Consider the following 21392-nt stretch of genomic DNA (forward strand, 5'->3'; position numbering starts at 1 on the left):
AATAACTCATCTAAGTAGGTGATATTATTAAAAAGTTCCATTTCTCGTTAGATAGAGTTTTACGGGTAAAAGAGATTAATGAAGATAAGAAAAAAGATGAATTTCAAAGAGCACAAAAATACAAAGACCAAATAGAAAAGCAGTTAAATGAATTAAAACAATCAAAGGAATCTATTATTAAAGAACTTAACGATACTCAAAAAAACCCAGTTCAAATTCAGTATTTAAAAACCTATCATAACTATTTATCAAGCTTAGATGAGCAAATTACTAATCAAAGTTATAAGCTACAAATTGCAGAAAAAGAACTAAAACATGTGAGACAAGAGTGGATTGATGCAAAGCAAGAAAAAAGAGTACTAGAAAAGCTTAAAGAGCGACATTACCAGGAGTTTAGAAAGGAATCTTTAAAACAAGAACAAAAAGTATTAGATGAAATGACTGTTCAATCGGTCTACTCTCGGTAAAAAAAAGGAGAGAGAAATTTTGAGTCAAAATAGTTCGGGATTAACAACACAAACTTTACTACTAATTGCGATATCGATTCTGTTTTTTATGGTAATTATGGGTGGAGTTTTAGCGCAAGTATTTGGTTTAATAGATATTATTTCATATGCAAATGATGTACCGGTTATCGGGGAAGTTTTTCCAGAAACAGAAGAAGATAATCAAGATGAAGAAGATGATGAAGATAAAAATAGCGATGACGAAGATAAAATAACTATAACAAAAGAGGAAAAAGAAAAATTAGATGATCTAGAATCAAAAAAGGAAGATCTATCAATAAGAGAAGAGAAGCTTGAAGAAAAGGAAAAGCAGCTTGAAGAAAAGGTAAAGGAGCTTGAAAAAAGTAAAGTTGAAGTTGAAAATAGAGAAAAAGAACTCACACTGTTAAAAGATGAAAATGAACGATTAGAAACACTTGCTAATACATATAAAGAGATGAGAGCTGGAGATGCAGCTGAAATTTTAGAGGAATTAGCAAAAGATGATAGTGATCTAGCTTATCAACAACTACATATAGATATTTTACGAGAGTTACCTACTGATCATAAAGCTGATATTTTAACAGAGATGGATCCTGATAGAGCAAAAGAGATTACACAACAATTATCATCTCATTAAATTCAGTATATTTTTGAAAGGAGGTGAAAAGAGTGGCAGAAGCTATATTTGATATAATCTCAAATCCACCTAAAGATAGAATGAAAAAAGTAAGCAATAATAATGCAGATAATTCAAGTTTTGAAGATGTAATCAATACACTTGTTGAAAAAAATGAAGATATCACTAAAGATGATTTAGTAAAAGTATTTAAGGATGCAGAAAAAACTGATGAAATATTTGAAGAAATTAAAGAATTATCCTCATTATTAAAAGAAAATGACTTTTTAGAACTGCTTGGGTTTAATAGTGATTCTAATGATTTTTTAGAAGAAAAAGATATGCTAACAAATTCTCTAGACATAAAAGACTTATTAGAATCTATCAAAGGTGATTTAGATTCATTAATAAATCAATTTGAAGCCAATTTAAAGACTAATGGAGTTGAATTTCAACTTGAAGATTTAGATTTAGATGATCTAATGCTAACAATGAAACTATTAGAGTTTAAAAATACTTTAGAAGCAAATGATTCAAATCAAATTGAAAAACAAGAAGTAACTGAACTACTAAAATCTATGGCTAATGAAGAATCTTTTGAATTAGATAACTTAGAACAAAAAGAAATGAAAAACATTGTTGAAATGCTTAAAAAGTTAGATACACTAAACAACGAATCAAAACAGCTATCTGAAATAAAGGACAAGCTAAGTGATGAACAACTTTCTTTCATAAAAAAGGTGATAAGCGATGAAATTAAAGCAAACTTAACACAGTTTGATGCAAAAGAGAGTGAAAAGCTAGAGCTCATTCAAGATCTTAGTAAACTAAAGAAACCTACTTATGAAAAAGAGATGCAAGAAATTAAAAAAATCAGAGAAGAAGTAGCTAACATTATCAACTCCAGTGAGGATGGATATAAGGATAGTCTTTTATCTAAAAAGATACTACAATTATTAAACGAAAGTAGTAATGATAATTCAAACTTAAATGATCTTCTATTTAGAAACTCAAATCAAAACAATTTTTTAAACAACATAGAAGTTACTAATATTTTAGAAAGTAAAGGTAGTGATTCATTTCAACTGGTGAACTTAGATAAGAGTCAAGAGCTAATAGATCAAATTAGGGACCTAATGATCCAACAGGTTAAAACTGAACAACACGATGAAGATTTTACTATGAGATTACAACTTAAACCAGAACATTTAGGACAATTACGGATGCAATTTTCTTATCAAGATGGTGAATTAAAAGGACAAATTTTTGCTCAAAATCATCAAATAAGAGAAGTCATTGAAACAAATTTAATTGATTTAAAAAATCAACTTGGAGAAGAAGGCTTAGAGTTTAGTGAACTTGATGTAGATGTAGAACAAGGAGATTCACAGAAAGAAGACTTAGATTTTCATAAGTATAATTTTACAGGGTTAAGTGATTTAGAAGATGAGTCTGAAACTATTATCGAAAATAACCAAATGACTTCAACTAATTATGAGAATAATAGTTATATGGTGTCACCTTCTAGTTCACTTGATCTTAAAGTTTAATGTCAACCTAATTTGGGGGTGGAAAAATGGATGTAGGAGGTATGATGGGGGGGGCTGCTACTCAAAGAGCAGGTAGTAGAGCACTACCTCAGATAGAAGATGATCAAGAATTAGGTCAAGAAGAATTTACTGAAATATTAGTAACACAACTACAAAATCAGGATCCTTTAGATCCAATGGATGACCGTGAATTTATTGTTCAAATAACACAATTTAGTCAACTTGAACAACTTAACAACCTAAATCAAAACAATGAACGTAATAATATGATGAGTATGTTAGGAAAAGATGTCGTTGCACACACAGAAGCTGGTGATACAAAACAAGGATTAGTCACTGCAGTAAAAAACTTTGGTGATTCCCCGACATTAGAGATTGATGGTGAGGAAATTGAATTATCCAATATACAAGATATTAAAGAACCAATGCTAGAACAAAATACTCAAGACAATAAATAAAATCCGAATTATCCTAAATTTGTATAATGCTTGAGTACAAGGGGGGTATAATACTGCCTTAAAAGGAGTTGCTTAACAATGAATAATTTTATTGAAACTAGACAGTTAAGGCCAATGATGCCAGCTGGTAAAGCAGGAAAAGTATCTAAAACTACTTACAAAAAATCTTCACAGGATTTAAACAAACAAGACTTTTCTAATGTATTAGAAGACAAACTTGAAACGATTAGCTTTTCTAAACATGCGCAAAACAGAATTGAGTCTAGAAATATTGATATGGATAAGACAAAGTTAGACAAGCTTAATGAAGCGATTGAAAAAGCTAAAGAAAAAGGGGCTAAAGAATCACTTGTGTTACTAGATAAAACAGCTTTTGTCGTTAGTGTTGAAAATAGAACTGTTATAACAGCTGCTGATGAATCTCAATTAAAAGAAAATGTTTTTACTAATATTGATAGTGCTGTAATTTTATAAAAGGGTACTTAAAAATGGGCCGGACCTCTAATGAGGGAGCCCAAGGACTTACAGAGACTGTGTAAGTTCAGATTAAACCCTTACAAATAAGGAGGTTAAATTATGTTAAGATCATTAAATTCAGGTGTTGCTGGACTTAGGAATCATCAAGAACGGTTAGATACCATTGGAAATAATATAGCTAACGTAAACACTGCTGGTTTTAAAGCAGATAGGGTAACATTTGAAGAAGCTTTTAATCAAACTTTAGAGTCTGCTACGGCTCCGAATGATAGAGGCGGAACTAACCCACAACAAATCGGGTTAGGAATGAATATAGGTAGTATGGATACTATCCATACTCAAGGTAGTCTTGAAAACACAGGAAGAAGAACAGACCTAGCTATTGAAGGTGATGGGTTTTTTACTGTTAATGATGGAGAGTCAGATTACTTTACTAGAGTAGGTAATTTTGGTGTAGATAGTGATGGTAATCTAGTTTCGCAAAGCACAGGTTATAAAGTTCAAGGTTATCAAGTTGATGAAGATGGTGGTATTGATACAGATGAAATGGGAGATATTGAAGTTCCTTTAGGTGATGTTGTCTCACCGAAAGCAACAGAAAATGTGAGCTATCGGGGGAATTTAGACTCAAAAACTGAAGAAGAGGACAGTGTTACTACAACAGTTGATGTATACGATGCGCTAGGTGGAAAACATACAATTGATGTTACTTTTACTAAACAGGAAGGTAATGAATGGGAAGTTGAATTTAGCTATGAGGATGAAAATGGAAATCAAGAAACAGTGGAAGCAGATGACAATTTAACCTTTGACAATAATGGAGAAATAAAAGATGGTGAAATTGCAAATCTAAACCTCGATCTAGGCGATGATGTTGAAGACCTGGAAATTGAATTTGATCTCTCAAACATTACTCAATACTCTGATGGTGATGGAAACTCAACAGTAGAAGGGACTGTTGAAGATGGAAGACAACAAGGGGACCTTGAAGATTTTGGAATAAATGCTGCTGGTGTAGTAACTGGTATTTACTCTAATGGTGAAACTAGAGAGTTAGGTCAAATTACTATGGCTGACTTTAGTAATCCTGCAGGATTAAATAAAGAAGGAAGTGGTTTATATACACCTAGTCAAAACTCAGGAGAGCCAAGATTTGGTATAGCAGGTTCAGGTGGTAGAGGTGAAATAAGACCTGGAGCTCTTGAAATGTCAAATGTAGATATGAGTCAAGAGTTTACTGATATGATCGTAACTCAAAGAGGTTTTCAAGCTAATTCTCGTACTATTAGTACAGGGGATGAAGTCTTGCAAGAGCTTGTAAACTTAAAATAATAAGTACTTAAGGCTTTTTAGATGAGGTGAGTTTTTTTGATTAAAGTTACAAGACTTAATGGTAAAGTATATACAATAAACTCAGATTTAATTGAGTTCATTGAAGAAACTCCAGATACTGTTATTAGCTTAGTGACAGGACGTAAAGTCTTAGTTAAGGAATCCTCTGATCAGGTTGTAAATTTAGTTGTTGACTATCGTCGTAGGGTTGGGTGTCACCCTTCGACGGTAATCTTAAAAGAAGGCGAAAAAGCAAACGATGGTAAGAAATGAGGTGGGAAACTTGGATATATCTACAATTATAGGACTTATAGCTGGTGTTTTGTTATTAATTATTGCTGTGTTTCTTGAAGGAAATGTGGTAGCTTTTATAAGTCTCCCCTCTGTACTAATAGTGATTGGTGGTACTTTAGCAGCGACGTTGGTAAGCTATCCACTAGATCAGTTTTTTTCGATTACGAAAACAGTTAGAAATGCTTTTAAAACAAAAACAATGGATCCAGGAAATACTATTAATCTTTTAGTTAATTTAGCTGAAAAGGCCAGAAAAGAAGGGCTTTTAGCTCTAGAAGATGATGTACAAGAGATGGGTGATGATTTTTTACAAAAAGGAGTACAATTAGTAGTTGATGGAACTGATCCAGAATTAGTTAGAAGTATTTTAGAAACAGAACTATCCTTTCAAGAAGAGCGACATAAAATAGGACAGAAAATATTCAAAACTATGGGGACTTATTCACCTGCTTTTGGTATGACAGGGACTTTGATCGGTCTTATAAGTATGTTAGATGAACTCGATGACCCAGATACTATTGGACCTGGACTAGCCTTGGCTTTATTAACAACTCTTTATGGTGTAGTTATAGCAAACCTAGTCTTTTTGCCAATAGCAAATAAGTTAGAAGTTAAAAGTAATGATGAGATTCTTTTAAAGGAAGTTATGTTAGAAGGGATGCTTAGTATACAAGCTGGTGAAAATCCAAGAATTGTAGAAGAAAAATTAAAGGCATTTTTAGCTCCAAAAGCACGAGATGAAGTAGATAGTGATGCCTCTCAAGAGCAGGTGGTGGACGCCAATGCCGAAGTTTAATAGGCAAAGGCGAAACCGAGAACAAGATTTTGATAGTAGTGGTGGTAACTGGTTACAAACTTATGCTGATACAATCACTCTTCTATTAGCATTTTTTGTTCTGTTATATTCCATGTCTACTATTGATGCAGAAAAATTTGATAGAGTTCTTGTTTCTTTACATGAAAGTTTTTCAGGGGTTTTATCAGAACACCAAGCTCAGATTCCAAAAGAAGACCCGGATATTACTTTGCCATCTCCTGATCGAAATATACCTGAGAAAGAAGAAAGAATGATGGAAAATATTTACGATCAGCTAAAAGAATATATTGATGAAGCTGATCTGGCTGATGTGGTACTGTTAGATAAAGAAGAACATGGAGTAGTCCTGCGGTTTCAAGATAAAGTTCTTTTTGATCCGGGTAGTGCTAACTTAAAACGAGAAGGTGTTGATATTCTAAATGAAATTGCTAGTATTTTAAAGGAAGTTCCTAATGAAATTAAAGTAGAAGGTTTTACTGATGATGTACCACAAAATACACCTGAATTTCCATCAAATTGGGAACTGTCTACCGGTAGGGCTACCACAGTTTTAAGAAATCTTACTGAAACAGGTGAATTAGATCCTGAACGATTATCAGCTACTGGTTACGGTGAATATAGACCAATGGTACCAAATGATAGTCCAGAAAATAGACAGCTTAATCGAAGGGTTGATATCACAGTATTGTGGTCTATATGGGAAAAAGGAGAGTTTTATGACAGAGATACCACAGAAATGATTGATGAGGGAGAGGATGATATTGAACTCTAAAAATCTATTAATTAAAATTGGTATTGCAGCACTAATTGGCTTATTTTTGATCATTGCAGCAGGTGGTATAGCTTATCTAATTGCGACTCAAGTAGTAGAAGAAAGCACAGAAGCCCAATCTGATGATGAAATAGTTCAATTTACTGGAGTGACATTTTCTTTAGGTGAGTTTACAACTAATTTAGCTGATGATGGGGCTAGAAGAATATTTCAATTAGAAATAATTCTAGAATTATCTAATTCAAACATTAAATCAGAAATTGAAGAGAGAAAACCCCAGATTGAAGATAATATATATACTTCTATTAGGAGTAAAACATCAGAAGAACTGAATGAACAAGACGGAATGCAAGAACTACGTCAACAAATTCAAGATACTGTTAATAAACACATTAGAGAGGGCGAAGTAGTCAATGTCTACTTTAACAGACCGCTAATTACTTAAGTTAAAGCCCTAGTCGTTAGGGGGGATAAAATATATGTCAGAGGTATTGTCACAATCTGAAATAGATGATTTATTGTCGGCCATTTCTACAGGGGACTTAGAGATGGAACAAGCAAAAAAAGAAGAATCCACTAAAAAAGTAAAACCTTACGATTTTAGACGACCAGCAAAATTCTCCAAAGATCAAATTAGGACCATACAAATGATAAACGAAAATTTTGCTAGGTTACTTAGTACATACCTATCAGCCTATCTAAGGACTTACGTTGAGATTGAGTTGGCATCAGTGGATCAAGTAACCTATGATGAATTTATGAGATCATTAGCGAGTCCAACGATTATGGGTGTTTTCTCTGCCCCACCAATGGAAGGTAATTCGTTATTGGAATTGAATCCTAACATTGCTTTTGCAATTATTGATAGGTTATTAGGAGGTCCTGGAGATTCTTTTGAAAGTACAGGAGAACTTACTGAAATTGAGGAAGTAGTTGTTAAAAAAATCTTTGACCGTATGCTATCCTCTATGAAAGAAGCATGGAAAAATGTAGGGGATGTTGAAATACAGTTTGAAAGAATAGAGAACAACCCTCAATTCACCCAAGTTGTATCTCCTAATGAAATAGTTTCAGTTGTAGCTTTTTCTGTAAAGATAGGGGATTCAGAAGGGCTTTTTAATATATGTTTACCTTATATTTTTTTAGAACCTGTTATAGATAAGTTGTCAGCTCGATTTTGGTTTGCTACAGGTCACCCCAAAAAGATTACAGATGAAGAATCGCAAGCTTTAAAGGACAGGTTACAAAAAACAGAAATACCTGTAATTGCCGAACTTGGTAGTACTAATATAACTGTTAAGGACTTTTTGAATCTTCAAGAAGGTGATGTGATTTCATTGGATCGACAGTATGAAGAAGAAATAGATATCATAGTTGGAAGAGAAACTAAATTTAAAGGGAAACCTGGTTCACTTAAGAAAAAATTAGCTGTCCAGATAACCGATATTGTCAGGGAAGGAGAGGATTCCCTTGGAAAATAACAAGGATATTTTATCACAAGAAGAAATTGATGCTCTTTTAAAAGGAGATTCTGATGATTCAAAATCAGAAACAAATGATAGTAGTAATACAGACGGTGGTAGACAATCTAAAATAACAGATACCCAAAAGGATACCATAGGTGAAATCGGAAATATTTCCATGGGTACTGCCGCGACAACCTTATCAGTAATTTTAAATCAAAAAGTTTCTATTACTACTCCGAAAGTTACAGTAAGTGATTATAAAACACTACAAGAACAATTCCCAAAACCGCATGTAGCTGTAGAGGTAGAATACTTAGAAGGTCTTGAAGGAGACAATGTTCTCATATTAAAACAAGAAGATGCTAAAATTATAGCTGATTTAATGATGGGAGGAGATGGGACAAACATTACAGCTGATGAAATTGAAGAGTTTCACTTGAGTGCAGTTAGTGAGGCTATGAATCAAATGATGGGTTCAGCTGCAACTTCAATGTCTGATATGTTTGGTGAAGCTATTAACATTTCACCTCCTGATACAAAAATGCTAGATTTAGGTACTGAAGAAGCAGAAGAAGACTTACCCGAAGAACCTTTAATTAAAGTTGCTTTTGATTTAAAAGTTGGTAATCAAATTGATAGCGAAATAATGTCGTTGATACCATTAAAGCTAGCAAAAAGTATGGTAGAATCTTTGACTTCGACTGATAATAATTCTAGTAGTCAAGATGCTAATTCAAAAAAACAAGAAAATGTACCTAAAAAAGAAGAACAACCTCGCAACAAAAATATTGACCAGTTAGAGGGAAAATATACTACTCAAGGAGAAGTTACGAGACAAACCCAATCAACTGCAGAACAAGAAGAACAACCTAAAAAAGATTATCAACCAGTGGAATTTGCTCCTTTAAGTACAGCTAATAATACTAATCAAACTGAATCTTCGAATATTGGGTTAATAATGGACGTGCCTTTAGAAGTTTCAGTTGAATTAGGAAGAACTAAGAAAAAGATACAAGAAATACTTGAATTGGTTCCGGGTTCAATAGTTGAGCTCGATAAAATTGCTGGAGAACCAGTAGACATTAAAGTTAATGGAAAATTGATTGCTAAAGGAGAAGTAGTAGTGATTGATGAAAACTTTGGAATAAGAATAACCGAAATTATCAGTCCTGAAGAAAGAATAAATAAGCTTCAATAGTAATTATAAATTAAAAGGGAGGGCTTTACTATGAGTCAAAAAGTATTAATCGTAGATGATGCTGCATTTATGCGTATGATGATCAAAGATATCCTTACAAAGAATGGTTTCGAGGTAGTTGGAGAAGCTGTAAATGGACAAGAAGCTGTTGAAAAATATGATGAAGTTTCACCGGATTTAGTTACAATGGATATTACTATGCCAGAAAAGGATGGAATTGAAGCTCTCAAAGAAATAAAAGAAAAAGATTCAGCTGCTAATATTATTATGTGTTCTGCTATGGGACAACAATCAATGGTTATAGAAGCCATACAGGCAGGAGCTAAAGATTTTATTGTAAAACCTTTTCAGCCAGATCGAGTAATGGAAGCTATCAACAAAGCTTTAGGATAATTTGGAAGATAGGGAGGCTTTAGAATGATTGATACGTTCAACTTATTGTCAAGCAATCTAAAAGCAGAAGATGCTAATACTTTAGGTGGTAATACTGAACAGTTCACCTATTTATTGACGTATCTTGTTGGATTTATAGTAGTGATCGGTCTACTTTTTTTAGTTTTGAAACTTTTAAAGTGGTATTCATTTAATTTAAATGAAGGTAAACATATGAGGGTACTAGATAGCCTCCCCTTAGATAATGAAAAAAAACTGGTATTAGTAGAGGTAGGGGACAAGATTCTCTTAATTGGAGCAGGTAAAGAATTAAATTTATTGACTAATGTAGAATTAGACCAAGATGAATTGCAATTAATTAAAGAATCTTCAAGCCAAATTTCAAAAGGATCCCTTGCTTCAGTTTGGCAAAAGATACAAACTAAATTTCGAAACCAATTTAATAAAAATGACGATAGTGCTGATACAGAAATATTTGAACAACAACTACAAGAGGAACTTAATAAACTGCGACGGACGAAGAACAGGGGTGGAGATGGCAATGGAGAAGATAAATAAAAGGTCTTTGGTATGTTTAATTGTTTTACTAGCAATTGTTTTTGTCCCGTCGCAAGTTTTGGCTCAGCCATTTCCTATTCCTAGTTTTGAATTTGAGATGGGTGAAGGGGATAGCCCTGATGATTTAGCACTTACATTACAAATTATTATTTTATTATCAATACTAAGTTTGGCACCATCTCTTTTGATTTTAACAACATCATTTACCAGGGTTGTAATTGTCTTGTCTTTTGTTCGAAACGCTTTGGCAACTCAACAAATGCCGCCAAATCAGGTGTTAATTGGACTAGCCTTGTTTTTGACATTTTTCATTATGAGTCCTATTTGGGGACAAGTCTATGAAGAAGCCTGGGTTCCATATCAAGAAGAGGAAATCAGTCAAGATGAAGCAGTTGAAAATGCTTTAGAACCTATAAGAGAATTTATGTATACGCAAACTAGGGAAGATGATTTGGCTTTGTTTATTGATTATGCTGAGGTTGATAATCCACAAACGATTGACGAAGTGCCAACTCATATAATTATACCGGCGTTTGTAATAAGTGAGTTAAAAACCGCTTTTCAGATTGGGTTTTTAATCTTTATACCATTTCTCATTATAGATATGATTATAGCAAGTACATTGATGTCCATGGGTATGCTTATGTTACCACCAGTTATGATTTCATTACCATTTAAAATATTATTGTTTGTACTGGTTGATGGATGGTATTTAATTACAAGATCGCTTTTGATAAGTTTTGGATAAGAGGTGAAAAAATTGACAGAAGAATTTGTACTACATTTAGGTAGAGAAGCACTAGTCACAGTACTATTAGCCGCCGGACCTATGCTAGCTTCTGCATTGTTGGTGGGGTTGTTAGTTAGTATTTTTCAGGCTACAACTCAAATTCAGGAGCAAACGTTAGCGTTTGTACCAAAGATTGTAGCAGTCTTGACTGCAATAATCTTTTTTGGTCCTTGGATGTATACATTACTCACTGAATTTGCACGCGATCTTTTTTCTAATATACATCAATTCATCTAACTAGAGATGGAGGTAAATTGAATTGGAACTATCTTTTGTACTAGTACAACAAATTATTTTATTTTTTCTTCTTTTAACTAGAATAACTGGTGTGATTATGTCCGCCCCAATATTTGGCAGTAATTATCTCCCAAGTCAAATCAAAGTGGCTTTTAGTATAGTTATTACTTTGGTTTTTGTACCTCTTTTTGGGTCTGAAACTGTACCACAACTAGATTTGATGAATATAGTGTTAGCTATTTTCATGGAGCTAATGGTTGGGATTGGTATAGGGTTAATTGCAAATATATTTTTTTCAGCAGTACATATTGCGGGACAAATAATTGATATGCAAATGGGATTTGCTATGGCTAATGTTATGGATCCCCAATATGAAACGCAGGTTCCTTTGACAGGGCATTTTAAATATATCTTAGCTATACTTATATTTTTATCAATTAACGGACACCATTTATTGATTCGTACAATTTATCAAAGTTATGAATTTTTCCCAATGGGTGAAATAGCCCAGTTAGATTCAGGTGCGCTTGTAATGAATGAACTAATATCAACGGTATTTGTATTAGCAGTACAGGTAAGTGCACCAGCTCTGGGGACATTGTTTTTGACCAATATAGCCTTAGGTGTTTTAGCTAGAACTGTTCCTCAAATGAATGTTTTCATAATTGGATTTCCTGTGAAAATTTTTATTGGGATTTTGGCTATGATGTTAATGTTACCCTTTTATAATATGATTTTGGAAACTATATTCGAACATATCTGGGATGGTATTTATAACTTTCTTGATAGTTTATAAGCTTTTTAGGATAGAGGTGTGGGATGAATATATGAAACATTATAGAAGATTTGATTTACAACTTTTTAATCAAGAAAAAACAGAAAAACCCACTCCTAAACATAGAAAACAAGCACGTGAAAAAGGACAAGTTGCAAAAAGTACTGAACTAACATCGGCTTTACTTTTGATAGCAACTTTTGCTACTTTTTATGTTATTATACCTTATACTTTTGATAGACTTATGAATTTCACTTCTGAATTTTGGTCTAACATTAATTCAGTAGATTTTACAATTAATGAGATTCATTCTCTAATTATCGAAATGATTATAGAAGGTTTGATTCTTGTTTTACCTATCTTATTTGTTGCGATTCTAATAGGTGTAATAACAAATATTATGCAAGTCGGGGCAATGTTGACGGGTGAACCTTTGAAGCCTAAGCTAGAAAAACTTGACCCTATTCAGGGCTTTCAAAAGATTTTTAGTAAAAGAGCTATAGTAGAACTAGCTAAGTCGATTTTTAAAATGGTTGTAATTGGATTTATTGCGTATGTTCTGTTTACTAATCAGATGGATCATTTTCCATATTTTTTTAATATGCCTGTAATACAAATAGCTAGAGAAGTTGGTTCCCTGACTTGGACTTTTATCTTTCGTGTTAGCCTTGCTTTGGTTGGGTTAAGCATACTAGACTATGTCTATCAAGTGTGGGATCATGAACAAAACCTTAAGATGACAAAACAACAGGTAAAGGATGAGCATAAACAAACTGAAGGAGACCCACAAGTAAAATCTAAAATGAAAGAGAAACAACGGGAAATATCTAAAAATAGGATGATGAACGAAGTACCTGAGGCAGATGTTGTTATAACAAACCCAATACATTTAGCAGTAGCTTTGAAGTATGATGAAAATTGCACGGCACCTATTGTGACAGCAAAAGGGCAAGGATATATTGCTGGTAAAATTAAAGAAATAGCAAAAGATAATGATGTTGTAGTAGTTGAAAACAAGGAATTAGCAAGGAGTTTATATTTTTCTGTTGAATTAGGAGAATTAATTCCTGAAGACTTGTATAAAGCGGTAGCTGAAGTATTGGCCTTTGTCTATCGTTTAAAAAGATCGTAGTATGGAGTGATCATAATTATGCGCCACGGAGACTTAATATTTGTACTGGCAGTAATAGCAATAGTATTGATGCTAATTTTGCCTGTGCCACCGGAATTATTAAATATATTATTAGTAGTTAATATAACATTGGCCTTAACTATTTTATTGGTTTCAATGTATACATTAGAGCCTTTACAGTTTTCAATTTTTCCGACACTGCTGTTATTAATAACGATATATAGACTTGCTTTAAATGTCTCATCTACAAGGCTAATTTTATTAAATGCAGATGCAGGGGAAGTTATCCAACAATTTGGTGAATTTGTTGTAGGTGGAAACGCCCTTGTAGGCTTTGTCATTTTTTTAATTTTGGTTGCGATTCAGTTTATAGTTATAACAAAAGGTGCTGAACGTGTTTCTGAAGTTACAGCAAGATTTACATTAGATGCAATGCCAGGAAAACAGATGGCAATTGATGCTGATCTTAACTCAGGCTTAATAAATGAAGAACAAGCAAGAGAGAGACGTAAAGCAGTTGAACAAGAAGCAGATTTTTATGGTGCTATGGATGGTGCAAGTAAATTTGTTAAAGGTGATGCAATCGCAGGAATAGTTATAACAGTCATAAATGTCCTAGGTGGTTTTGTAATTGGTATGGCCCAGCAAGGATTAACCTTTCAAGAATCGTTACAAACATTCACTCTCCTTACAGTAGGAGATGGATTGGTGACCCAAATTCCTGCATTATTAATTTCAACCTCAACTGGGATTGTGGTTACTCGTGCTGCATCTGACTCTAATTTGGGTGAAGATGTTATAAGTCAAATATTAGCTCATCCAAAAGTACTTTTTATAGTTGCAGGAGTTCTTGCTATGGTAGGAATATTACCAGGAATGCCACCACTTCCATTTTTATTATTAGGTTTAATAATGGCAATATTAGCTTATCACATTAAAACTACTGTGATTGAAAAAGTGCCGTCTCCTGAAGAGGAAGAAGTAGCCGCTAAGGAAGAAGAAGCTGAAGGATATAGAAGTCCTGAAAATGTAATGTCTTTACTTCAGATAGATCCTATTGAATTTGAATTTGGTTATGGTTTATTACCACTAGCAGATCCTGATCAGGGTGGAGATTTACTTGATCGAGTTACTATGATAAGGAGACAGGTTGCTTTAGAACTTGGTATAGTTGTCCCAGTAATTAGAGTACGAGATAATATCCAGCTTTCATCTAATGAATATTGTATTAAAATAAAAGGGGTTGAGGTAGCTCGTGAAGAAGTTTTACCTAATCATTATTTGGTAATGATACCTGGGGATGAGAAACCAGAAGATTTAGATATTGTAGGTACACAGACAAAGGAGCCAGTATTTAATTTACCTGCTATGTGGATTGATGAGGACCAGCGTGAACACACGGAAATGAGTGGGTATACTGTAGTTGATCCACCTTCAGTTCTTGCAACTCATCTAACAGAGATTATAAAAAGGCACGCTCATGAATTATTAGGACGTCAAGAAGTCAAAGAGCTTGTTGAAAACCTAAAAGAGAGTTATCCGGCTGTAGTTGAGGAACTAGTCGATAATGTACTAAGTTTAGGTGAGGTTAGAAATGTATTGTCTAACTTATTAAAAGAAGGTGTTTCGATAAGAAATCTGTTAACAATTGCCGAAACACTAACAGATTATGGAGCAATAACAAAGGATACAGATATGTTAACTGAATATGTAAGACAAAATTTAAGTAGAGAGATAACAAATAAATTAAAAGAGCTACAAGGTGATTCTCTAAAAGTGATCACACTAAGTCCTGAACTTGAGCAAAAACTTTCGGAATCTATTAAACAGACTGATCATGGTAACTATCTTTCAATTGAACCACAGATAACTCAAAAAATTCAAAAACAATTACAAAACTATTATGAACAACTAAATGAGCAAGGAATACATCCGATCGTTATAACATCTCCTATGGTAAGGCTGTATTTTAAACGGCTTACGGAAGGCGTTTTTACAAATTTAACTGTAGTTTCCTATCATGAGCTAGAGCCACAGGTTGAAGCTCAATCTGTTGGGGTGGTGAGTATATAAAATGAGAGTAAAAAAATATTTCGCAAATACTGAAAAAGAAGCTATTGATCAAATCAAAAATGATTTAGGTAATGATGCAATTATCTTAGGAACAAAAAAAGTAAAAAAAGGCGGCATATTTGGTTTTTTTGGGAAAAAAATGCTAGAAGTTACTGTAGGTTTTGATACACAGCAACCAAAGAATGAGCGCTCTTTTGATAAAGTAGGGAGTTCTAAAGACAAGCAGTTTGAATTACAACAAATTATTGAAAAAAGACAGAAAGAAATTGACACCAAAAAAGGAAATAATAGAGCGATAAAACAAGTCAATGAAGATAGTTTCAAACCTTTAGAAACTAATAGTTTAGTAAATGTAAAAAAAGATAACAGTAATGAAAACAAGATAGATGAAAAATCTAGTGATAATGAATCGATCAATGAAATCAAAACAGAATTAAGCCAAACGAAAGATATGATTAGTAATATGATGACTGAATTTAAAATGACTTCTTTTCAATCAAGTCTACCTAAAGTTGCCAATGCATTTTATGAATTATTACTAGAACAAGAAATTGTAGAAGAGCTAGCTCAAAAGTTAATAAAACAAACTATGAACAAATTGTCACAAGAACAGGTGGATGATTCAAGTGCGTTTAAAGCTCAATTAAAGACTCAACTTAGAGCATTACTGGAATCAGATTTAATTGAGACAAACTCCAAAAAACGACCCAAAGTAATTACACTTATCGGTCCGACTGGTGTTGGTAAAACCACAACAGTAGCTAAATTAGCTGCTCAATATACATTAGTTGATAAACTACAAGTAGGTCTTATAACTATTGATACCTACCGAATAGCAGCTGTTGAGCAGTTAAAAACTTATGGAGATATTTTAGGTTTACCTGTTGAAGTTGTGTTAACTCCGCAAGAATTACAAAGAGGATTAGATAAATTTAGTGATAAAGATGTGATTTTGGTTGATACTGCAGGTAGAAGCCATAAAAATGAAATGCAAATGACAGAACTAAAGGGGTTTATAGAAAATTGTAACCCAGAAGAACTTTATTTAGTTCTTAGCATGGGGACTAGATATAAAGATATTGTCAACATAGTTGAAAAGTATCGTAATATTAACTTTAGTAGTTTTATTTTAACTAAAGTTGATGAAACTGATCATTGGGGAAATTTAATCAACTTATTATCTGAGTATGAGGTAGGATGTTCTTATATAACAACAGGGCAAAATGTTCCTGATGACTTAGAAGTGTATCAAACTAATACGATAATCAAACAAATACTAGGTGAATATTATGAGTGATCAAGCTGAGAATTTACGAAAATTAGTTAAAAAAAATAATAAAATATCTAAAACGACCGTAGTAACAGTTGCAAGCGGTAAAGGTGGAGTAGGTAAAAGTTCATTTACTGTTAACCTCGCACTAGCACTAAAAGATCTAGGAAAAAAAGTGATGTTAGTTGATGGTAACTTTGGTTTATATAATTTGGATATTTTATTTGGAATAAAGGCAAACAACCAATTTGAAAATCTATTAAAGAAAGAGATAGAGTGGAAACAAGCTGTCACTGAAGTGTCACCTGGAATTAGTTTATTATGTGGTGGAAAAAATCATATAAATACAGAAACTATCAATTTTGATTTTATAGAAAATATATGTGAAGAAGAAAATTATGATTTCATCATAATAGACACAGGTGCAGGGGTTAGTGAATTGGGTTTTAAATTAATAAATCTTAGTAATATATCACTAGTTCTAACTACACCTGAACTAACTGCTATAACTGACACTTATGCACTTATAAAATCATTGATATATGAAAGAACCTTAAGTGATCTGCATTTAGTAGTGAATAAATGCGAAACTGAAAATGAAGCACAATTTACATGGAAAAAAATAAACAAAGTTTTACAACACTTTGTTGGTAGTGAAATCAACTTATTTGGTTACATACATGAGGATCAGATAATCACTGAAAGCATAAGAAAACAACAGCCTGCACTTTTACTTAAACCATTTACACCATCAGGTATATCTATCAGAAGTTTAGCTAGAAAATTAGTGTCTAGATATATGTAATCATGCAATTTGATTTATAGAAAAGGGGAATATTAATATGTTTAAAGTTGGTTTATCAGCAAAAATACATATTGATGGTAAAGATTATTCAAGTCATATCGAGGATTTGAACTCTGATGTTATTTATTTTGCTACTCCAATAGAGAAAGGGCGAATAATATATTTATTTGAAGGAAAAAACGTTAATATATATATCACACATAAAGGAGCTGTTTATAATTTTGGAGGAGAGGTATTAGAAGTAACAACAACACCGACCCCATTATTTAAGGTTAAAAGGCCTGAAAAGCTACATAAAATACAAAGGCGTCAATTTTTTAGACTTGAGAAAAAACAGGAAGTAGAATTTAAAATACTAGATGATAATTGTAAGGAAGAAATAAGCCAAACTAAATTAGCTCATGCATTAGATATTAGTGGTGGAGGACTTAAACTTGCTACAGAAGAAATAATACCAGTAGAATCATATTTAGAATTAAACTTGAAGTTAGATATCGAAGAGGGATCTAAACGATCCACTGAAGAAATAACGTGTTTTGGAAGAATAGTACATACAAAGAAAATTGAAACAACAAAGGTGAGAATATATCATTATGGTGTTGAGTTTCTTTCACTACCTCAAGATAAACAAGACAAAATAGTAAGATTTATTTTTAGTGAACAAATGAAACTACGATCAAAAGGCAGGTTTTCTAATGAAAAGCAAGAATAATATAATTAATGTACTTGTAGTTGATGACTCTGCTTTTATGCGAAGAGTCATTTCTGACATGATCCATAACGAAGAAGATTTAGAGGTTGTTAAAGTAGCTAGGAATGGTGAACAAGCTCTAGAATATATAGAAAAATATGCGCCTGATGTTGTTACACTAGATATTGAAATGCCAATTTTAGATGGAATAGAAACTTTGAAAAGGATAAAATTTCTTTCAAGGCCACCTACTGTGATAATGCTTAGTTCTTTTACGCAAAAAGGATCTCAAGAGACTTTAAAAGCCCTTGAACTTGGAGCTGTTGACTTTATAAGTAAACCTTCTGGCCCGATATCATTAGATATTAAATCTGTCCAAAATGGATTAACTGATAAAATAAGAGCTGCTTATCATGCCAAAACAGAAAATACTTACAAAACGGCAAATGAACAGAAACTTGATACTATAACTGATGTTTCTAATAAAAAAGTTGGGGGTAATGAGTTTGTTTTAGTAATAGGGTCATCTACTGGTGGACCGAGAGCCTTACAAGAAGTTATTCCTAAATTACCAAAGGATATTCCTGGTTGTGTTTTAGTTGTTCAACATATGCCTGTTGGTTTTACCAAACTAATGGGTGAAAGGCTTGATAAATTATCATCCCTGACTGTTAAAGAAGCTCAAGATGGTGAACCTTTAATGAGAGGAAGAGTATATATAGCTCCTGGTGATTACCATATGTCTGTTAGTGAAAGAACAGCCTTCACTGATAATTCTAGTTTGAGTAGATGGCAAATTAAAATTGATGATAGCCCACCAGTGAAAGGGCTTAGACCTTGTGTAGATACATTATTTGAGTCAGTTTCAAAAATGCAAAAAGTAGACTTGTTTGGAGTAATCCTTACAGGGATGGGAAATGATGGTGCTCGTGGTGTGAAAAGATTAAAAAGAAATGGAGCATACATTATTGTTGAGGATGAGTCAAGTTGTATCGTTTTCGGAATGCCCAAGGCTGCTATTAATACAGGGGTCGTAGACGAAATCATACCTTTGCCAGATATAGCTCCACGAATTCTAAAATTACTCATTTAATTAGGGGGTGTATTGATGGATAATAACCAATACTTAAATGTCTTCATAGACGAAGCTAGGGAACATTTACAGGCGATGAATCAAAACTTAATTGATTTAGAACAAAATCCAGAGAATCATGTCACTCTTGATAGTCTTTTTAGATCGGCGCATACATTAAAAGGTATGGCTGCAACTATGGGATATCAAGCTTTAGCAGATTATACACATAAATTAGAAAATATACTAGATAGCTTTAGACAAGGTGAAAAAAAAATCACCTCTAATATCATAGACTTGTTATTAGAAGGTGCTGATGCGTTAGAAGAATTTGTTAACAAATTGTCACAGGGAGATCAGATAGAACTTGACTTTTCAAGTATGCAAGAAAAACTTGAACATGCTTTTAATGATGTTGGAAATGAAGAAAGTAATAATGACAAACAAGACTTACACAATGTAGAAATAGCTGCTTCAAGCGATAACTCAAATGTCAAAACTACAGGAGAAATCAAATCAAAAGAAATAGATTTAAATGAATATGAATCAAATTTAATAACTTCAGCTAAAGAAGGTGGATATACTCCATTTTATATAAGAGTTACTTTTGATGAATCCGTTCTTTTAAAAGGTGCAAGAGCTTTTATGGTATTTCAAAAAGTAGAGTCTAATGGTGAAATCATTAAATCTCAGCCTGAAGTTGAAGCTATTGAAGATGAAGATTTTAAAAATCAAATTGAACTAGTAGTTGTAACAAAAGAATCACAAGAAAAGTTGATAGAAGAAATCACACAAATATCTGAAATTGAAGATGTTGAAGTAGCTTATTTAAAAGCTGAAAATTCTTCTGAAAAAGAAGTTAATTCGAATCATGAGACTGAAGAAGAAAAAAATAATGATGAAATCCAAGAAAATAATCATCACGAACCAACTGAACAAAAAGATTCCCAGAGTATTAAAACAGGTAAAACCGTCAGAGTTGATATTGAGCGTTTAGACAAGCTCATGAATTTAGTTAGTGAATTAGTTATTAATAAAACACGATTAGAACAGGTCGCCCACAATAAAGAAACTTCGGAGCTAGTAAAAACAAGTGAACAGTTTAGTAGAATTACAAGTGAAATCCAAAATGTAGTAATGAAAGTTAGAATGGTACCTTTAGAGCAAGTTTTTAATAGATTTCCTAGAATGGTTAGAGATCTGTCACGAACACTTGATAAAGATGTAAATTTAATAATTGAAGGTAAAGAAACTGAACTTGATCGTTCTTTAATAGATGAAATTGGTGATTTATTAATGCATTTGATTAGAAATGCTATAGATCATGGATTAGAAGATTCAGAAACACGTAAAAAGTTAGATAAACCTGATAAGGGAACTGTTTATATCAAAGCTTACCATAATGAAAATAATGTTGTAATCGAAGTAGGTGATGATGGTAAAGGGGTTAATCCTGATAAGATCAGAGAAAAAGCAATTGCTAAAGGACTATTAGATAGTCAAAAAAGCTCACAGATACCTGACTCGGATGTTATTAATTATCTTTTTTCCCCAGGATTTAGTACAGCAGATGAAGTTTCAGAAGTATCTGGACGTGGAGTTGGTTTAGATGTGGTTAAAAGTAAAATAGAAAACCTTGGAGGTAGAGTAGAGCTTGACAGTGAAGTTAATAAGGGATCTAAATTTACTATGCAATTACCTTTAACATTAGCAATCATCCAAGCTTTAATGGTTAATGTAGGTGATGAGCAGTATGCCTTACCTTTAGCATCAATTGAAGAAACTACAATCTTAACAAAAGATGATATTAAAAAGGTAAGAGAACATGAAGTAATTAAGTTACGAGATAGCTTAGTACCATTAATTAATTTACAGGACGTATTAGATGTTCCAAATAAAACCGATAAGCATGAAGGTGATGAAAAATTTGCGATTATTGTAAGAAAGGGCGATAAAAAAGCTGGGCTTATTGTTGATGAATTAATAGGGCAACAAGAAGTTGTTATTAAATCTTTAGGTAGTTTTTTAGCTGATGTAAAAGGCTTTACAGGGGCAACTATTTTAGGTGATGGTAAAGTTGCGCTTATTATCGATATTAACTCTATGTTATTTTAAAAAGGAGGTAGTC

The 21392-nt window shown here is 32.8% G+C and carries 24 protein-coding genes; all 24 read left to right on the forward strand.

The genetic code is table 11. The features are described from left to right. The first annotated feature begins 26 nt into the window (after window positions 1–26). The 24 genes from fliJ (at window position 27) to CDO51_RS04115 (ending at window position 21379) form a co-directional block, all read left to right on the forward strand. Window positions 27–467, forward strand: a complete 441-nt coding sequence (fliJ, locus tag CDO51_RS04000) for a flagellar export protein FliJ (protein WP_276206987.1) — start codon at window positions 27–29, stop codon at window positions 465–467. A gap of 19 nt (window positions 468–486) precedes the next feature. Continuing rightward, entirely contained in the window at window positions 487–1125 is a 639-nt protein-coding gene (locus CDO51_RS04005; protein WP_089023014.1) for a MotE family protein, read from the forward strand. A 32-nt stretch (window positions 1126–1157) separates the two neighbouring features. Beyond that, window positions 1158–2654 carry a flagellar hook-length control protein FliK gene (locus tag CDO51_RS04010; RefSeq protein ID WP_089023015.1) on the forward strand — a complete coding sequence of 499 codons (1497 nt, stop codon included), beginning with the start codon at window positions 1158–1160 and terminating at the stop codon, window positions 2652–2654. Window positions 2655–2680: 26 nt separating this feature from the next. Continuing rightward, on the forward strand, window positions 2681–3112 hold the full coding sequence (locus tag CDO51_RS04015) for a flagellar hook capping FlgD N-terminal domain-containing protein (protein ID WP_089023016.1): 432 nt from the start codon (window positions 2681–2683) through the stop codon (window positions 3110–3112). A gap of 78 nt (window positions 3113–3190) precedes the next feature. Further along, window positions 3191–3586 (forward strand): TIGR02530 family flagellar biosynthesis protein, encoded by a 396-nt coding sequence (locus tag CDO51_RS04020; RefSeq protein ID WP_089023017.1) that lies wholly within the window; start codon window positions 3191–3193, stop codon window positions 3584–3586. Window positions 3587–3688: 102 nt separating this feature from the next. Next, the gene (locus tag CDO51_RS04025; protein WP_089023018.1) at window positions 3689–4921 is read left to right on the forward strand and encodes a flagellar hook protein FlgE; all 1233 of its coding nucleotides are present in this window, start codon (window positions 3689–3691) and stop codon (window positions 4919–4921) included. A gap of 36 nt (window positions 4922–4957) precedes the next feature. Then, entirely contained in the window at window positions 4958–5194 is a 237-nt protein-coding gene (locus CDO51_RS04030; RefSeq protein WP_089023019.1) for a flagellar FlbD family protein, read from the forward strand. A 10-nt stretch (window positions 5195–5204) separates the two neighbouring features. After that, complete coding sequence (locus CDO51_RS04035; RefSeq protein ID WP_089023020.1) at window positions 5205–6011, forward strand: flagellar motor protein; 807 nt, start codon at window positions 5205–5207, stop codon at window positions 6009–6011. Further along, complete coding sequence (locus CDO51_RS04040) at window positions 5998–6804, forward strand: flagellar motor protein MotB (RefSeq protein WP_089023021.1); 807 nt, start codon at window positions 5998–6000, stop codon at window positions 6802–6804. Before CDO51_RS04035 ends, CDO51_RS04040 begins: the two co-directional genes overlap by 14 nt. Continuing rightward, complete coding sequence (locus CDO51_RS04045) at window positions 6794–7249, forward strand: flagellar basal body-associated FliL family protein (RefSeq protein WP_158212310.1); 456 nt, start codon at window positions 6794–6796, stop codon at window positions 7247–7249. Before CDO51_RS04040 ends, CDO51_RS04045 begins: the two co-directional genes overlap by 11 nt. Window positions 7250–7283: 34 nt before the next feature. Beyond that, window positions 7284–8285, forward strand: coding sequence for a flagellar motor switch protein FliM (gene fliM, locus CDO51_RS04050; RefSeq protein ID WP_089023023.1), 1002 nt, complete (start codon window positions 7284–7286; stop codon window positions 8283–8285). Further along, window positions 8275–9468 (forward strand): flagellar motor switch phosphatase FliY, encoded by a 1194-nt coding sequence (fliY, locus tag CDO51_RS04055; protein ID WP_089023024.1) that lies wholly within the window; start codon window positions 8275–8277, stop codon window positions 9466–9468. Before fliM ends, fliY begins: the two co-directional genes overlap by 11 nt. A gap of 30 nt (window positions 9469–9498) precedes the next feature. Next, on the forward strand, window positions 9499–9861 hold the full coding sequence (locus CDO51_RS04060) for a response regulator (protein ID WP_089023025.1): 363 nt from the start codon (window positions 9499–9501) through the stop codon (window positions 9859–9861). Window positions 9862–9885: 24 nt separating this feature from the next. Next, a complete protein-coding gene (locus CDO51_RS04065; RefSeq protein ID WP_089023026.1) occupies window positions 9886–10419 on the forward strand; it encodes a FliO/MopB family protein in 534 nt (177 codons plus the stop codon). Then, the gene (fliP, locus tag CDO51_RS04070; protein ID WP_089023027.1) at window positions 10403–11167 is read left to right on the forward strand and encodes a flagellar type III secretion system pore protein FliP; all 765 of its coding nucleotides are present in this window, start codon (window positions 10403–10405) and stop codon (window positions 11165–11167) included. Before CDO51_RS04065 ends, fliP begins: the two co-directional genes overlap by 17 nt. A 12-nt stretch (window positions 11168–11179) precedes the next feature. Continuing rightward, a complete protein-coding gene (gene fliQ / locus CDO51_RS04075; RefSeq protein ID WP_089023028.1) occupies window positions 11180–11446 on the forward strand; it encodes a flagellar biosynthesis protein FliQ in 267 nt (88 codons plus the stop codon). Window positions 11447–11468: 22 nt separating this feature from the next. Next, window positions 11469–12242 (forward strand): flagellar biosynthetic protein FliR, encoded by a 774-nt coding sequence (gene fliR / locus CDO51_RS04080; protein ID WP_158212311.1) that lies wholly within the window; start codon window positions 11469–11471, stop codon window positions 12240–12242. Between the two features lie 31 nt (window positions 12243–12273). Continuing rightward, a complete protein-coding gene (gene flhB / locus CDO51_RS04085; RefSeq protein WP_158212312.1) occupies window positions 12274–13353 on the forward strand; it encodes a flagellar biosynthesis protein FlhB in 1080 nt (359 codons plus the stop codon). A gap of 18 nt (window positions 13354–13371) precedes the next feature. After that, window positions 13372–15426: a flagellar biosynthesis protein FlhA gene (flhA, locus tag CDO51_RS04090; RefSeq protein WP_089023031.1), complete on the forward strand. Its 2055-nt coding sequence runs from the start codon at window positions 13372–13374 to the stop codon at window positions 15424–15426. 1 nt (window position 15427) lies between these two features. Beyond that, the gene (gene flhF, locus CDO51_RS04095) at window positions 15428–16723 is read left to right on the forward strand and encodes a flagellar biosynthesis GTPase FlhF (protein ID WP_089023032.1); all 1296 of its coding nucleotides are present in this window, start codon (window positions 15428–15430) and stop codon (window positions 16721–16723) included. Continuing rightward, window positions 16716–17501 (forward strand): P-loop NTPase, encoded by a 786-nt coding sequence (locus tag CDO51_RS04100; RefSeq protein ID WP_089023033.1) that lies wholly within the window; start codon window positions 16716–16718, stop codon window positions 17499–17501. The genes flhF and CDO51_RS04100 overlap by 8 nt, the downstream gene beginning before the upstream one ends. Window positions 17502–17538: 37 nt before the next feature. Then, on the forward strand, window positions 17539–18213 hold the full coding sequence (locus CDO51_RS04105; protein WP_089023034.1) for a flagellar brake protein: 675 nt from the start codon (window positions 17539–17541) through the stop codon (window positions 18211–18213). Beyond that, window positions 18197–19285 carry a protein-glutamate methylesterase/protein-glutamine glutaminase gene (locus CDO51_RS04110; protein WP_089023035.1) on the forward strand — a complete coding sequence of 363 codons (1089 nt, stop codon included), beginning with the start codon at window positions 18197–18199 and terminating at the stop codon, window positions 19283–19285. Before CDO51_RS04105 ends, CDO51_RS04110 begins: the two co-directional genes overlap by 17 nt. A 15-nt stretch (window positions 19286–19300) precedes the next feature. Next, window positions 19301–21379, forward strand: coding sequence for a chemotaxis protein CheA (locus CDO51_RS04115; RefSeq protein ID WP_089023036.1), 2079 nt, complete (start codon window positions 19301–19303; stop codon window positions 21377–21379). Window positions 21380–21392 lie beyond the last annotated feature (13 nt).

The organism is Natranaerobius trueperi, from assembly GCF_002216005.1.
GTDB lineage: Bacteria > Bacillota > Natranaerobiia > Natranaerobiales > Natranaerobiaceae > Natranaerobius_A > Natranaerobius_A trueperi.

Excerpts from the sequence above, each read along its gene's own strand:
- CDO51_RS04015 (WP_089023016.1), top strand. The coding sequence starts at position 2,681 with ATGGATGTAGGAGGTATGATGGGGGGGGCTGCTACTCAAAGAGCAGGT.
- CDO51_RS04020 (WP_089023017.1), top strand. The coding sequence starts at position 3,191 with ATGAATAATTTTATTGAAACTAGACAGTTAAGGCCAATGATGCCAGCT.
- CDO51_RS04025 (WP_089023018.1), top strand. The coding sequence starts at position 3,689 with ATGTTAAGATCATTAAATTCAGGTGTTGCTGGACTTAGGAATCATCAA.
- CDO51_RS04040 (WP_089023021.1), top strand. The coding sequence starts at position 5,998 with ATGCCGAAGTTTAATAGGCAAAGGCGAAACCGAGAACAAGATTTTGAT.
- fliM (WP_089023023.1), top strand. The coding sequence starts at position 7,284 with ATGTCAGAGGTATTGTCACAATCTGAAATAGATGATTTATTGTCGGCC.
- CDO51_RS04060 (WP_089023025.1), top strand. The coding sequence starts at position 9,499 with ATGAGTCAAAAAGTATTAATCGTAGATGATGCTGCATTTATGCGTATG.
- CDO51_RS04065 (WP_089023026.1), top strand. The coding sequence starts at position 9,886 with ATGATTGATACGTTCAACTTATTGTCAAGCAATCTAAAAGCAGAAGAT.
- fliP (WP_089023027.1), top strand. The coding sequence starts at position 10,403 with ATGGAGAAGATAAATAAAAGGTCTTTGGTATGTTTAATTGTTTTACTA.
- flhB (WP_158212312.1), top strand. The coding sequence starts at position 12,274 with ATGAAACATTATAGAAGATTTGATTTACAACTTTTTAATCAAGAAAAA.
- flhA (WP_089023031.1), top strand. The coding sequence starts at position 13,372 with ATGCGCCACGGAGACTTAATATTTGTACTGGCAGTAATAGCAATAGTA.
- flhF (WP_089023032.1), top strand. The coding sequence starts at position 15,428 with ATGAGAGTAAAAAAATATTTCGCAAATACTGAAAAAGAAGCTATTGAT.
- CDO51_RS04100 (WP_089023033.1), top strand. The coding sequence starts at position 16,716 with ATGAGTGATCAAGCTGAGAATTTACGAAAATTAGTTAAAAAAAATAAT.
- CDO51_RS04105 (WP_089023034.1), top strand. The coding sequence starts at position 17,539 with ATGTTTAAAGTTGGTTTATCAGCAAAAATACATATTGATGGTAAAGAT.
- CDO51_RS04110 (WP_089023035.1), top strand. The coding sequence starts at position 18,197 with ATGAAAAGCAAGAATAATATAATTAATGTACTTGTAGTTGATGACTCT.
- CDO51_RS04115 (WP_089023036.1), top strand. The coding sequence starts at position 19,301 with ATGGATAATAACCAATACTTAAATGTCTTCATAGACGAAGCTAGGGAA.